At 70.7% G+C, this 13,901-nt stretch carries 10 protein-coding genes; 2 read left to right on the plus strand and 8 right to left on the minus strand.

Annotated elements, in window-relative coordinates; all coding sequences use genetic code 11:
• Positions 1-66: 66 nt before the first annotated feature.
• Positions 67-798, minus strand: coding sequence for a GntR family transcriptional regulator (locus OG746_RS15400; protein WP_266715163.1), 732 nt, complete (start codon positions 796-798; stop codon positions 67-69).
• Positions 799-910: 112 nt separating this feature from the next.
• Here OG746_RS15400 and OG746_RS15405 point away from each other — a divergent pair, with 112 nt between their 5' ends.
• Together OG746_RS15405 and OG746_RS15410 are read left to right on the plus strand one after the other, a co-directional pair.
• Positions 911-1,855 carry a sugar phosphate isomerase/epimerase family protein gene (locus tag OG746_RS15405; RefSeq protein WP_266715164.1) on the plus strand — a complete coding sequence of 315 codons (945 nt, stop codon included), beginning with the start codon at positions 911-913 and terminating at the stop codon, positions 1,853-1,855.
• A gap of 50 nt (positions 1,856-1,905) precedes the next feature.
• Entirely contained in the window at positions 1,906-2,631 is a 726-nt protein-coding gene (locus OG746_RS15410) for a triose-phosphate isomerase (RefSeq protein WP_266715165.1), read from the plus strand.
• Positions 2,632-2,685: 54 nt separating this feature from the next.
• Here OG746_RS15410 and OG746_RS15415 read toward each other — a convergent pair whose 3' ends face one another.
• The 7 genes from OG746_RS15415 to OG746_RS15445 all read right to left on the minus strand — a co-directional run bounded on the left by OG746_RS15415 (position 2,686) and on the right by OG746_RS15445 (position 13,448).
• Positions 2,686-3,975, minus strand: a complete 1,290-nt coding sequence (locus OG746_RS15415; RefSeq protein WP_266715166.1) for a helix-turn-helix domain-containing protein — start codon at positions 3,973-3,975, stop codon at positions 2,686-2,688.
• A 267-nt stretch (positions 3,976-4,242) separates the two neighbouring features.
• A complete protein-coding gene (locus tag OG746_RS15420) occupies positions 4,243-5,877 on the minus strand; it encodes an acyl-CoA dehydrogenase family protein (RefSeq protein WP_266715167.1) in 1,635 nt (544 codons plus the stop codon).
• Positions 5,878-5,913: 36 nt separating this feature from the next.
• Positions 5,914-6,894, minus strand: a complete 981-nt coding sequence (gene sbnA, locus OG746_RS15425) for a 2,3-diaminopropionate biosynthesis protein SbnA (protein WP_266715168.1) — start codon at positions 6,892-6,894, stop codon at positions 5,914-5,916.
• Positions 6,895-6,951: 57 nt separating this feature from the next.
• Positions 6,952-7,980 (minus strand): 2,3-diaminopropionate biosynthesis protein SbnB, encoded by a 1,029-nt coding sequence (gene sbnB, locus OG746_RS15430; protein WP_266715169.1) that lies wholly within the window; start codon positions 7,978-7,980, stop codon positions 6,952-6,954.
• Positions 7,977-8,975, minus strand: a complete 999-nt coding sequence (locus OG746_RS15435; RefSeq protein WP_266715170.1) for a TauD/TfdA family dioxygenase — start codon at positions 8,973-8,975, stop codon at positions 7,977-7,979. The genes sbnB and OG746_RS15435 overlap by 4 nt, the downstream gene beginning before the upstream one ends.
• 46 nt (positions 8,976-9,021) lie before the next feature.
• Positions 9,022-11,058 (minus strand): non-ribosomal peptide synthetase, encoded by a 2,037-nt coding sequence (locus OG746_RS15440; protein ID WP_266715171.1) that lies wholly within the window; start codon positions 11,056-11,058, stop codon positions 9,022-9,024.
• Positions 11,055-13,448 (minus strand): Pls/PosA family non-ribosomal peptide synthetase, encoded by a 2,394-nt coding sequence (locus OG746_RS15445; RefSeq protein WP_266718972.1) that lies wholly within the window; start codon positions 13,446-13,448, stop codon positions 11,055-11,057. Before OG746_RS15445 ends, OG746_RS15440 begins: the two co-directional genes overlap by 4 nt.
• Positions 13,449-13,901 lie beyond the last annotated feature (453 nt).

The raw sequence follows: 13,901 nt of genomic DNA on the forward strand, positions 1-13,901 counted from the left end.
TGCGTGAATTGCCGCCGTGCAAGCGGAAGTTGACCTTGGAGTGCGTCTCGCCGCTACGCGCCGTTGTTACGCGTCATCGAGCGAGCGCCGCTCGACACCCTCCAGGTGCGTGCGCATCGCGCGGGCCGGCGCCTCGGGGTCGCCGGACTCGAACGCGGCGAGGATCGCGGTGTGCTCGGCGATGGCCTGGTCGATGTCGAACGTGCCGTGGTCGACGGTCTGCCGCATCCGGTGCACGTGCGCGCTCAGCGACTCGGCCATCGCCGCCATGAACCGGTTCTGCGCCGCCTGGATGATCAACAGGTGGAACGCCCAGTCGGCGGCGAAGTACTCGCGCAGATCGGAGTTGTCGGTGGTGGTGCTGTGCGCTTGGTCGCCGCCGCGCAGCTTGCGCACGCGGTGCGCCGCGAGCACATGACGGGCGTGCGCGGCCTGCAGCTCCGGCACCAGGTCCTCGGTGTGCGCGAGGGCCCGCTCCACCGCGCCGAGTTCCAACATGATGCGGGCGTCGAAGAGTTCGGTGACCTGCTCGGGGGAGAGTGGCGGCGCCACCTTGTACCCCTTGAGCGCGACCCGGTTGACCAGACCCGTGTGCTCCATTTGAACGAGCGCCTCGCGCACGGGAGTTGGTGACACCCCCAGCTCGCGGGCGAGCGAGTCGATGCCGAGCGAGGAGCCGGGCGGCGTCGAGCCGTCGAGCAGCTTCTCCAGGATCGCGTCGTACACCCCGTCGCGCAGCGCGCGGCGTTCCACGAGCGGGGAGTTGGGGCTCTGTGGGTGCGTGCTCTTCGGGGTCATCTCGCCGTCCAGGTTATCCGAGGGGGAGTGCGGACAGTCTGTCGGGGACAGAATAGATCCTATAGGGTCTACGATTCAGTGAGGACCGTTCAGGCCGACGAGGGAGTCGCCCATGCCGCCCACCGTCCACCGCGCTTCGCCCCGCACTTCCCGTGACTGGCCCATCGGCGCCGCCCTCCTCCAGTTCCCCGACGCCCACAACGCGCCCACGACGCAGTGGAGTTCGGTACTCGGCGAGGTGGCGGGCGAGGGCTTCGACCACGTCGACCTCACCGACAGCTGGGTGCGCCCCGGCGACCTCGACGCCGACCGCAGGGCCGAACTCGCCCGCGCGCTCAAGGAGTCGGGCCTCGGCGTCACCGCGATCTCCGCGATCCGCCGCAGCGTCATCGACCCCGACGAGGACGCGGCCCGCGCCCACCTCGCGTACCTCCTGCGCACGATCGACGCGGCCGCCGACCTCGGAACCGGCGTCGTATCGGTGGGCCTGCACCGAGAGTTGACGCAAGCGCAACAGGAAGCACTCTGGTTCTGGCACGAACAGGGCGCCACCGACCCGATCGGCGACTTCCGCACCTGGGAACGCGCGGTCACCCGCCTGCGCGAACTCGGCGAACGCGCCGCCCAGCACGGCATACGCCTGTCCCTGGAGATGTACGAGGACACCTACCTCGGCACGGCCGACAGCGCGGTCTCCCTCGTCACCGACATCGATCTCCCGAACGTCGGCCTCAACCCCGACATCGGCAACCTCGTCCGCCTGCACCGCCCGGTCGAGGACTGGCAGTCCATGCTGCGGAAGACCCTCCCGCACACCAACTACTGGCACATCAAGAACTATTACCGCGACCACGACCTGGCCACCGGCGCCTACTTCACCCACCCCGCGCCCTGCGAAGGCGGTGTCATCGACTACCGGCGCGCCCTCGCCATGGCCCTGGAGTGCGGCTTCGACGGCCCGATCTGCGTCGAGCACTACGGCGGCGACGGCCTGGGCGTCTCGGCCGCCAACCGCGACTACCTGCGACGTGTGCTGCGCGCCCGCATCGGGGAGTGATCCGGGTGGAAGACCGCCCCCATCACCACGTACGAGCAGGAGGACAGCACGTGAGCCGCTGGATCGGGACCAGTTTCAAGATGACCAAGACCCGTTCCGAGGCCGCGAGTTACGCGGCACGTGTGCGGGCCGCGGTCGGCGACGGCATCGACGGCGTGCAACCCTTCCTGATCCCCTCGGCGACCGCCGTCTCCGCCGTCGCCGACACCCTCGGCCCCGGCTCGCCCGTCCTGACCGGCGTACAGAACGCCCACTGGGAAGACGCGGGCGCCTGGACCGGCGAGATCTCGGTGCCGCAGGCCGCCGACGCGGGCGCCCGGCTCGTCGAGATCGGGCACTCGGAGCGGCGCGCCCACTTCGCCGAGACCGATGAGACGGTCCGCCTCAAGACGGCCGCGGCCCTGCGCCACGGCCTCACCCCGCTGGTCTGCGTCGGCGAGGACGCGGCGGCCAGGGACGCGGGGCGCGGCGCCGACGTCGTACGCGCGCAGGCCGAGGCGGCGCTCGAAGGCCAGTCGGACCCGGGAGCGGTGCTGCTCGCCTACGAACCGGTCTGGGCGATCGGCGAACACGGCCGGCCGCCCCGCCCCGAGGAGATCGCCCCCGCCCTCGCGACCCTCGCCGAACTCCCGGCGCGCGCCGTGCTGTACGGGGGATCGGTCGACCTGGCGAACGCGCCGTGGCTGCTTGAGCTGCCAGGTGTGCAGGGGCTGTTCGTGGGGCGGGCGGCTTGGGATGTGGATGCGTTTTTGAAGTTGCTCGCTCTGGGACTGTGACGGCTACCTACGAAGGAGTCGTAGTTCGGCGTCACAGTCCCAAGGCGACCAACTTCAGGCCCCGGCCGCCTCCCGCGCCGCCACCACCGCCGGCGCGACCGAATGCGGAAGCAGGTCCCGCAGGTCCTCCGGCAGCAGCACGTCCACCTCCGCGTCGTCCGCGAAGCGGTACGGGCGGTGCGCGAGGAGGGCGCCGAGGTAGCGGCGTACGCGGGACATCTCGGCGCGCACCGTCACCGTACGGGTCCGGTCGCCGAACAGGTCGTCGGCCAGCGCGGAGGCGCTGCGGCCGGCCGGGTGCAGCGCCAGGACGTACAGCAACTCGGCGTGCCGCGGGCTCAGTTCATGGGTCCAGGTGGCCGCGGCCCCGGACACCTCGAGGGACCAGCGGCGCGGGCGGCCCACGTCGAGCGCGATACGGGTCGCGCCGAGCGGCAGCGGCGTCTCGTCCACCATCAGGAGCCAGCCCCCGGGCAGCGGCGTCACGCTGCATGCACCGAGCGAAGGGACCCAGCAGCAGCCCTCCGCGAGGGACTTGGGCAGCGCCACCCGGTCCACCGGCGCCATTCCGGTGACCGCCGCCGTCCAGCCGAACGGGTCGACCGCGAGCGCCCGCCCGCTCATCCGGGCGAGGACCGGCGCGGCGACCGAACGCAGCCGCTCAAGGCCGCCCTGCAACTGTTCGCGCAGCCGGGCCTCGGCGAGCTGCGCCACCGAGTGCACCCACGACAGCGTCGCCGGATGCATCGTGTCCATCGGCCCGCTGATGTCCACGACCCCGAGAACCCGCCCGTCGCGCGGGTCCGTGATCGGGGCGCCCGTGCATATCCATGGGTGCTGCGACTGCACGAAGTGCTCGGCGGAGAAGACCTGTACGGGACGGCGGGCAACCAGCGGCGTACCTATCCCGTTCGTGCCGACGACGTCCTCCGCCCAGTGCGCGCCCAGCTCGAAGCCGAGTTTGTCGGCCATGCGCAGGACGCCGGGATGTCCCTCGCGCCACATGATCCGGCCGTCGGCGTCGCTGATCACCATGATGTGCTGCGCCGCGTCGGCCACCGTCACCAGTGCCTCGCGCAGCATCGGGATGAGCGGGAGGAGCGGTGAGGCCTGCCGCTTCTCCTCCAGCTCCTCCGCGGTGAGCAGCCCCGCCCGGACGTCGCGGTCCGGGTCGACGCCGTCCCGCAGCATCCGCTGCCAGGAGTCGCCGATCACCGGTCGGGGGCGTACCCGTGGCCGCTGTCCCGAGAGCGTGGCGTCGCGCACGCCCTTGAGCAGGCGGGACGAGTGCGCCACGTCCATGGCGGACAACCGTGCGAGGTCGATCGTCGAATCCTTGTTCATGCGGGGAACCTCGGTTGTGGGGAGTTGCGTCCATCCTGCCCTGAGAACCCGCGCAGGCGTGCGCCTTCCCGAGAACGTTGCAACCCCCTGCAACCCTGGTGAACAACCGTGCGGGGTTTGAAGATGGGGGCGACGTCGCTGATGCGGCGTCCGAGCTCCTCTAGGGGCCCTGATGAGTGGGGATGGTGCCGTGTCGGCGCAGCACCATCCCCGCGTCGGTTTCCGGACCTCGTATCAGCGTCCGGACCCGTGCAAGTCTCCAGGTGCTCAGATCTGTGGGCGGGCCCGTTCCGCCAGTGCCGTCAGGTCCAGCGTGTGCGGCAGTGTTCCGAAGCCCGCGCCCCTGTCGCCCCCGAACCGCGCCGCGCAGAACGCGTCCGACACGTCGTCGGGTCCGTACCGCGCGAGCAGCGAACCCTGGAGTACCAACGCGATCCGCTCCGCGATCCGGCGCGCCCGCGCCTCGATGCCGTCCAGGTCGCCGAGTTCGGTCAGCAGATCCTTCACCGCCGCGTCGAGCCGGTGATCGGCGCCGCGCGCCTTGCCGATCTCGATCAGGAACGCGTTGAGCGCCTGCGGCTCCCGCTGCAACGCCCGCAGGACGTCCAGGGCCTGTACGTTCCCCGCGCCCTCCCAGATCGAGTTCAGCGGTGACTCGCGCAGCAGCCTCGGCATGCCGGACTCCTCCACGTACCCGTTGCCGCCGAGGCATTCGAGGGCCTCCGTCACCAGCGGCGTACAGCGCTTCGTCACCCAGTACTTGGCCGCGGGCACCGCGATCCGCAGGAAGGCACGCTCCTGCTCGCCCCCGTCGTCGTACGCCGCCGCGAGCCGCAGCGCGAGTGTCGTCGCGGCCTCCGACTCCAGGGCCAGATCCGCCAATACGTTGCTCATCAGCGGCTGGTCGGCCAGCTTCGCGCCGAACGCCTCGCGGTACGCGCAGTGGTGGGTCGCCTGCGCCACCGCCTGCCGCATCAGGGCCGCGGAGCCGAGCACGCAGTCGAGCCGGGTCGCCGACACCATCTCGATGATGGTGCGCACCCCGCGCCCCTCCTCGCCGACCCGGCGCGCCCACGTCCCGTCGAACTCGACCTCGGCCGACGCGTTGGACCGGTTGCCCAGCTTGTCCTTCAGGCGCTGGAGGGCGAACGGGTTGCGGGTCCCGTCCTCCAGGACGCGCGGCACGAGGAAACAGGTGAGGCCCGCGCCGGTCTGCGCGAGCACCAGGAAACCGTCCGACATCGGCGCGCTGCAGAACCATTTGTGGCCGGTGAGCGTGTACGTCCCGTCCTCGGACAGGGGCACGGCCCGCGTCGTATTGGCCCGTACGTCGCTGCCGCCCTGCTTCTCCGTCATCGCCATGCCGAAGAGCGCACCGGCCTTCTGTCCCGCGGGGCGCAGCCCGGAGTCGTAGACCGGGGACGTCAGCAGGGGCTCCCACACGGCGGCGAGGTCCGGCTCCGCGCGCAGCGCGGGCACCGCCGCGTGCGTCATCGACAGCGGGCACAGGTGTCCCGCCTCCACCTGCGACCACACCAGGAACGCGGCGGCGCGCCGCAGATGACCTCCCGGCCGCGTCCACGCCGACGTGAGCCCCGCCGACACCCCCTTGCCCAGGAGCCGGTGCCAGGCGGGATGGAACTCCACCTCGTCGATCCGGTGGCCGTAGCGGTCGTGGGTGCGAAGGCGCGGCGGGTTCTCGTTCGCGAGCCGGCCCCACTCCTGGGCCTGCGTCGACCCGGCGGTGCGGCCGAGCAGTTCGAGCTCGGCCCCGACCTCGGCCAGCAGGTCGGGGGCCAGATGCCGCCGCACACCCCCGACGAGGGCCGCGTCGGCGCTGTAGACGTCGTACCCGGTCAGCGGCGGGGGCTGATTGGTGACCGTGTGTGTGCTGCCTGCCATGTACGGGAACTTACCCGCGACAGGGCAGGCACCACGTCACCCGCTGTGCGTCAGTGCGGTCTCACGCTCCCGTTCCGGCCACGCGAGGTCGTCGTGCGGCCAGCCGGGGCGGTAGACGGTGTCGAGGTAGCGCTCGCCGAAGTCAGGGGCGATCGCCACCGAGGTGAGTCCGCGCCGCCCGTGCCGGGCCAGCCACTGCTCGGCGCCGCACACCACGGTGCCGGTCGACCCGCCGAACAGGAAACCCCGGCCGGCGAGCGTGCGGCACGCGTGCAGCGCGTCCGCCTCGTCGACGTGCACCACGTCGTCGATGTACGAGGTGTCGAGCAGCGGCGGCCGCACACTGGCGCCGAGGCCCGGGATGAGCCGGCGCCCGGCGGGCCGGCCGAAGCTCACCGAGCCGACACTGTCGACGGCGACGATGCGCACCGGGCGCCGCCACTGCCAGAACCAGCGGGCACACCCCATCAGGGTGCCCGTCGTCCCCGCCCCGACGAACAGCACGTCCAGGCGCGGGAAGCGGTGGGCGATGGCCGGAGCCGTGGTGCGGAAGTGCGCCCGCCAGTTGTGCTCGTTGCTGTGCTGGTCGAGCCACACGTACCGGTCGTCGGTCGCGCACAGCGCCCGCACGTACGCGAGCCGGGCCGCCAGCAGACCGCCGTGCGCCGCCGGTTCGCGCACCACGTGCACATGACTGCCGAGCGCCTCCATCAGCCGGATCGTCGGCTGGTTGCAGCGGTCGTCGGTCACGCACAGGAACCGATATCCGCGGTGCGCCGCGATGATGCTGAGCGCGAGGCCCAGATTCCCCGACGACGACTCGATGAGGACCCGGCCGGGCCGCAGCCGACCGTCGCGCTCGGCCGCGTCGACCATCTCGGTGGCGGCCTTCAGCTTGATGGATCCGGCGAAGTTGAACCCTTCGCACTTGAGGAAGAGCGGCAGGCCGAGGGCCCCCCGCAGATCGACGTACAGCTCTTCCTCGTTGAACTGTGCGGGATCGTCAATGACTGGCATGACGTGCGCCGCCCCCCTCCTGCATGTGTCCCCCGTGTTCCATGTCCTTCCCGCCCTTCAGCCGTGCCGTCGCAGTTCGTGGAAGAAGCCGTCCACGACGTGCAGGTGGCCGCGCCGGGCCACTTCGTCGTGGACGTACCGCCCGACGGCCAGGTCGAGTACCCCGAGCCCGAACGGCGAGAACACCACCGTCCTGTCGCCCGGGACATCGACACGACCCGTCAGTACGTCGTCGAGCGTGCCGTCGATGAAGTCCCTTCCTCCGGTGAGTTGTTCGGCCAGGTGCGGTGAGGTGTCCGCCTTGAGGCAGTGCTCGATGTCGTCCACGAAGTTCGCGCTCTCGAGCAGGATCTCGGGTGCGAGATCGCGCAGCGACACATGCAGCACCAGTGGATGGTGTGCGAACCAGGCCGGGTCGTGGATGTGCGGTTTCGCCGTGACCGTGGCGAAGACCACCAGGTCGCTGGTGCGGATGAGGGATTCGGCGGTCTCGTGCACCGTGATCCGTCCCTTGGTGCCCGCCCGCTCCAGATAGCCGCGGAACCCGGCCGCGCTCTCCGCCGACACGTCGTGCACACCCGTGTCCTCGAACTCCTGGCCGGTCGCCGCGAGATGGGTGTGGATGTGCCGGGCGATCAGTCCGGTGCCGACGAAGCCGACGCGCCGCGGGCGCGCCCGGCCCCGGCCGAGCCGGTCGGCCGCGAGTGCCGCGGACGACGCCGTGCGTGTCGCGCTGATCACCGAACTCTCCAGGCACGCGTACGGATAGCCGGTGTCCGGGTCGTTGAGGATGAGCACGGCGGAGGCGCGCGGCAGCCCCGAGCGGGTGTTCTCCGGGAAACTGGAGATCCACTTGATGCCGTCCGTGCGCAGCGGCCCGCCGAGCGAGGCGGGCAGCGCGATGATCCGTGCGCTCGGTCGGTCAGGGAACCGCAGGAAGTACGAGGGCGGGTTCACGGTGTCGCCCGTCCCGTGCAGCCGGTACACCGCCTCGATCAGCTCGGCGATCTCCAACTCGTGGCCGGTTACGATCCGTTGGACCTGTTCGCCGGATATCACGGCGAACCGCGGTGCGGCGGCGGTCATCCGGTGACCGCCTCGACGGTCGGCTTGCAGTCCGCGAGCCGGACCGGGTCGGCGAGCGCGACGAGCACCTCGCGCGGCCCGTCGAACGGCTCCCGGCTGTGCGCGGTGCGGATGTTGTCGACGAGCAGCAGGTCGCCCCGCTGCCACCGGGTGCGCAGGGTGTGCGCCTCGTACACCTCGTTGAGGGTGCGCACGACGTCCTCGTCGAGCGGATCGCCGTTGCCGTACAGGGTGTTGAAGGGCAGCCCGTCGGCCCCGTACTCGTCGACGAGGTACTCGCGGACCTCCGGCTCCATCGTCCACTGGCTCAGGAACGCGATCTGGTTGAACCAGACCGGGGCGCCGTCGCGCGGATGACGGAGTACGGCGCTGCGCCGCTGCCGGGTGCGCAGCGAGCCGTCGTCCTGCCAGGCGAACTCGATGGCGTGGGCGCGGCAGTAGGCCGCGACGGCATCGCGGTCGTCGGTGCCGAACGCCTCGGCCACCGACGCGCCGAGCTCCTCGTGGTACGTCCGCGTGAGGATCCAGCCCTCCCGCTCGAACCGCTCGGCGAGCGGGGCGGGCAGTGCGCGCAGGACGGCCCGCGCGTCGGCGAGACCGGTCTCGCCACCGCTCGCGGACGCCTCCAGGCAGGCGAACTGCAGCAGCCCGGGGAACTCCAGGCAGTAGCTCAACTCATGGTGCATGCACATCGGTTGATTGGGTGGCCACTTGGTGGCGGAGTACACGCCGTCCGGGTACGTGCGGCGCGGCGCGAACGGCTCGCGGTCGGCCATCAGGGTGTCCGCCGCCTGTTTGAAGACGGCGGCGGTGACGTCCGGGGTCGTGAGGCCGAGGCCGCGCACCATGGCGCAGCCGTGCTCGGCGACGACGGTGTGCAGTGCCTCGCGGTGCTCGGCGGCCCACCCCTCCGGGTCGCCGGCGCAGTCGGCGTGCACCAGAGGAGGGCCTTCGGTGGACGTGTCGATGTCTGGGAACGGATTCGAGAGCGGCATGCGGGTGCGCTTCCTTTCCGGTGATTCGGATGGCTGTGGTGGTGGTTCAGGGGGACCGGTCGAGCAGCTCGGCCAGGTCCGCGAGAACCGGATGGCGTGTGACGTCCTTGAGGGTGATCGCCCGGTCCAGGGAGATCGCCAGCTTCACGGCGGCCAGTGAGGTACCGCCCAGGTCGAAGAAGTGGTCGTGCCGGCCGATGTGTTCGGCCGGCACGCCGAGCACATCGGCCCAGAGCACGGCGAGCCGACGCTCGACCTGCGTACGGGGAGGCTCGGTTCCGCTCGCCAACTGCTCGGCGAGCGCGGTCAGGGCACGGCGGTCGGTCTTGCCGTTGGCGGTCAGCGGCAGCCGCTCGCGCCAGTGCACGACCGACGGCACCATGTATGCGGGCAGCGCGGCCGCCACCGGCTTCTTCACGTCCACGGGCCGGGGACCGGTGCAGAACGCCGCCAACTGCGTGCCCCGCACCACGACCACCGCCGCCTCGCGGACGCCGTCCACCCGCGTCAGCGCGTTCTCGACCTCACCGATCTCGACGCGGAAGCCGCGGATCTTGACCTGGCCGTCGCGGCGCCCGAGGAACTCCAGCTTTCCGTCGGGCCGCCAGCGCCCGTGGTCGCCGCTGCGGTACAGGCGCTCGCCGGGCCGGTACGGGTCCTCGGCGAACGCCGCCTTCGTGCGCTCCGGATCGTTGACATAACCACGCCCGACGCACACCCCCGAGAAGACGATCTCGCCGGGCGCGCCCAGCGGAACCGGCAGCAGGTCCTCGTCGACGACGTAGACGCGCACGTTCCTGACCGGCGGCCCGAGCGGTACCCGGTCGCCGTCCGGCGGGCGGTCCATCACCTCGTGGTTGGTGTCGTCGGACGTCTCCGTGAGGCCGTACGCGTTGACGAGCCTGACCCCGGGCCGCGCCGCGAACCAGCGGCGCACCAGCTCCGCCTTCACGGCCTCCCCGGTGACCGACACACAGTGCAGGGCGGGGAGGGGACGGGGCCGCAGCGCCAGCTCCGCGAGCACCGCCTCCAGATAGGACGGGACCACCTGCAGCACGTTCACCCGACCCCGCTCGACCGTGTCCACGAACCGGGCGACGTCGAGGATCGTGTCCTGCCCGACGACGAGGGTGCGACCGCCGACGACCAGCGCGGACACCAGCTGCCACAGCGAGATGTCGAAGCACTGCGGAGCCGTCTGCGCCACCACGTCGTGCGGGCCGATGCCCAGATCCTCGACCTTGGCGAGGACATGGTTGAGGAACCCGGCGTGCTCGCACAGTGCCCCCTTGGGCTCGCCGGTGGACCCCGAGGTGAAGTACAGATAGGCGAGTTGGTCCGCGTGGACCGGTACGCCCGGGTCGGTGTCGGGGTGGCCCTCGGCGTACGCGTCCGCCACGGACAGGGTGCCCTCCCGGTCGGCGACGACGAGCCGGCAGTCGGCGCGGGCGAGCATCGTCGCGACGCGCTCGGCCGGGAAGTGCGGCTCGACCGGCAGATACACCCCGCCGGCCTTGAGGACGCCGAGGACGGCGGCCGCCCAGTCGAGGCCGCGCTCCATGACGACGGCGACGACCCCCTCGGGCCGCAGGCCGCGCGCGAGCAGGGCCCGACTGACCTGGTTCGCACGGGAGTTGAGCTCGGCGTATGTCCACTGCCGGTACTCGTCCGCGATGGCCGGCGCGTCCGGGTGGGCGGTCACCCGCTCCTCGAACAACTCGTGCACCCGCCGGTCCGGCAGGGCGCGCGGTGGTCCCGCCAAGTCCTCCAACTGGTACCGGAGTTCGGCCTCGGACAGCAGGTTCCGGCGTGGCGGTCCGGTCAGCGCGGCCAGGTGGTAGCCCGCGACACGGGCGGCGGCCTCGGCGTCGAGGGCGTCGGTGCGGTAGCTCAGCCGCAGGCTGCCCTCCTCCGTGACATCTACCCCGAACACCGGGTCATCGGGGTGCAGGGACAGGGCGGCGCGTACCCGCACGTGGGCCGCGTCGAGCACCTCATCGGTCACCGACAGGCCGACGGGGAGCGGTACGTCGTGTGTCGCGATACCCGGAGCGGGATTGCGGGCCCACTGATAGTCCGTCATGACTGCCTCTCCACCGCCGGGTTGCCGCCCCAGTCGGCGCCCGCCGGCATCTGCTCGCCCTTCATCAGGAAGGAGTCGGGCGCGAGCACGGCGCCGTCGCTCATCTCGACGCCGTAGTGCACCAGCGCGCCCGTGCCGACCGTGCAGCCCGAACCGATCACGATCCGGTCCGACTTGAAGGTGCCGTCCTCCTGCGAGTGGGCCTGCACCTTGCTGTGCGCGCCGAGCGTGGAGTCGTCGCCGATCGTCGTCAGCGTGCGCTCGGTGATGGAGGCCCCGTCGTCGAAGACCCGGCGCCCGACCCGCACACCGAGCAACCGCCACACCACGTTCTTGAACGGTGTCCCGTTGAACACCACGAGATGGTTGGACGGCACCTTCCACAGCCGCTCGTGCCACCGGAAGTACGGGGCGTAGATCGAGCACAACTGGGGTGCGAGCGGCCGGAAGCGGCAGATCAGCCGCTCCACGAGGACGTAGAAGCAGGTGCTGAACACGAGCGCGAAGACCATCGCCGCACCGATCACCAGGCCGCCCGCGACACCCGCGCCGCCGTACAGGTCGATCGCGCCGAACGCGACGACCGACAGCGCGAACCAGTGCAGCCACCGCACGCACAGGAACAGGCCCATCGTGCGCAGGTTGTAGCGGTTCTTCGCGGCCAGCCTGCGCCGGAACTCGGCGCCCTGCTTGAAGTGGTCGAAGCGGCTGTCGCGCTCCACCGTGCGCGGGATCTCGAACGGCGGTGAGCCGAGCAGGCCGACATTCGAACGGACCTCGCCGTCGAGCGGCACCATCACCTTCGTGGCGAGCAGCACGTTCTCGCCGGTGCGGCCGCCCGCCGGGTAGGCGATGTGGTTGCCGAGGAAGCTGTGCGCCCCGATCGTCGCGCGGCTGACCCGGAACGAGGTCGCCGAGAACTCCGCGTTCATGATCGAGAGCCCGTCGGCGACCATCGTGCCGCTGCCGACCGTCGCCAGGTACGGCGTCTCGTGCTGCACCTCCGTACCGAAGTTCGAGCCCGTCTGCTCCACGTGCGAGAGGTCGTACCCGAGGGACTGCAGATAGCCGACGATGTACGAGCTGTCACCGCACAGCCACTTGAAGAACTTGATGTTGGTCAGCCGTGCGACGGTGCGCTGCACGCCGTACCGGAAGCCGTACAGCGGATACGTGCGGTCCGGCCGCACCAGTGGCGCCAGTGCGCGCGGCAGCCACGCCACGGTCGCGAAGCCGAACCCGATGAACGCCAGGTACCCGATGAGGGACACGCCGAGCGCCTCGCCGTAGAAGGCCGGCGAGCCCAGATCCTGCGAGCCGGGATCCAACAGCACATCGAGCGTGGGCAGCTCCGTCAGCGCGAGATAGCTGCCTCCGACCGCGAGCGGCGTGTACACGAGGAGCACGTGCGCGAGGCCCGCGAGCGCGAAGCCGGCGCGCCGCGGCGCGGACGGGCGGGCCGGTGGTACGCGGACGTAGTCGACGTCGGTCGGCTGCGCGGGAGAGCCGTGCCAGTGCTCGCCCGCCGGTACCGCCGCGCCGTCGTACAGGGCGGAGGCATGGCCGAGTTGGGCGCCGTCGCCCAGCACCGTGCCGATGTCGAGGACGGTCTTCTCGCCGACGAAGACGTCACGGCCGAGGGTCACGGGGCCGGTGCGGATGCGTCCCGCGATCGCCCGATACCCCAGGAAATGGGCCTCTTTACGGACGACGGTGTCCGCGCCGATCGTCAACAGGTCGGTACAGACCGGCACGACACGGGACAGGATCGTCACGTTCGGGCCGATGCGCGCGCCCAGGAGTCGCAGGTACTGCACGTACAGCGGGCTGCCGACGAACAGGATCATGGGGTTGGCGTGCAGCAGCGCCTTCACCGTCCAGAAGCGGAGGTAGGCGAGGCTCCACACCGGGAACTCGGTCTCCCGCCAACGGCCCACGAGCAGCCACTTCGCCGCGATGGGCAGCAGGCAAGCGCCCGCGAACAGGGCGCCGCCGAAGAGCGCGGAGCGCGTGTACACCTCGACGACACCACTGCCCGTCGAGACCCACTCGTAGCCACGGCCGGCGGCCACCCCCGCGAGTGCGCAGTACGCGACGAACACCAGGAACTGCAGTGCCCCGCAGAGCAGATAGCGGGGTGTGCTGCCGGGCTCGGGCGGCGGCGGTGGTGGCTTCGGTGGTGACTTCGTGGCCAGCGGGGCGGCGTCGATCGCCGCGGCCAGCGAACGGATCGTCGGATACCCGTAGACGTCCCGCATGGACACCGACGGCAGGTCCTCCCGTTTCCGTACCCGCGCACAGAAGTGAGCCATCACGAGGGAGTTGGCGCATAAATCGTCGAAGAAATGGCTTTCTGGTGGGACATGCTCCACCCGGACGACACCCGCCAGGACTTCGGCGAGAACGTGCTCCGTGCCTTGTGCCACAACAGCTCCTCATGAATGGTTGATGTTGTTTCCGTTGCATGGGAAAGGCGCGTCACAATGGCTGTGATCCGCGTGGAAAGCACACGGATCACGGGCAGCACGCAGTGAACGGGCACGGCCCGTGACCCCCCGTATCCCCCTTGTCGCAGGCGCTCTGCAGACCCCCCGAGGAGCGCACCGCATTCAATCCCGATTCTTTCGGGAATTTCATGAACGGTTCAAGCGGGCGTCAGGGATTGGCGATTTTCCATAATCTGTTCCTGACGCGCTCATGTCGGTCTCCCGATCATTTCGTGCGGCTCGCCGGGCGACTCATCAAAGAGACGGTTCAATTACTTCCCGTGGTTCCACGGTGAAGACAGAACCGATCGATTGTCGAGGACGAGGAGCCCCGACCGGGGGCCGCGCCGGTACCGG

Source organism: Streptomyces sp. NBC_01016, assembly GCF_026341035.1.
Lineage (GTDB): Bacteria > Actinomycetota > Actinomycetes > Streptomycetales > Streptomycetaceae > Streptomyces.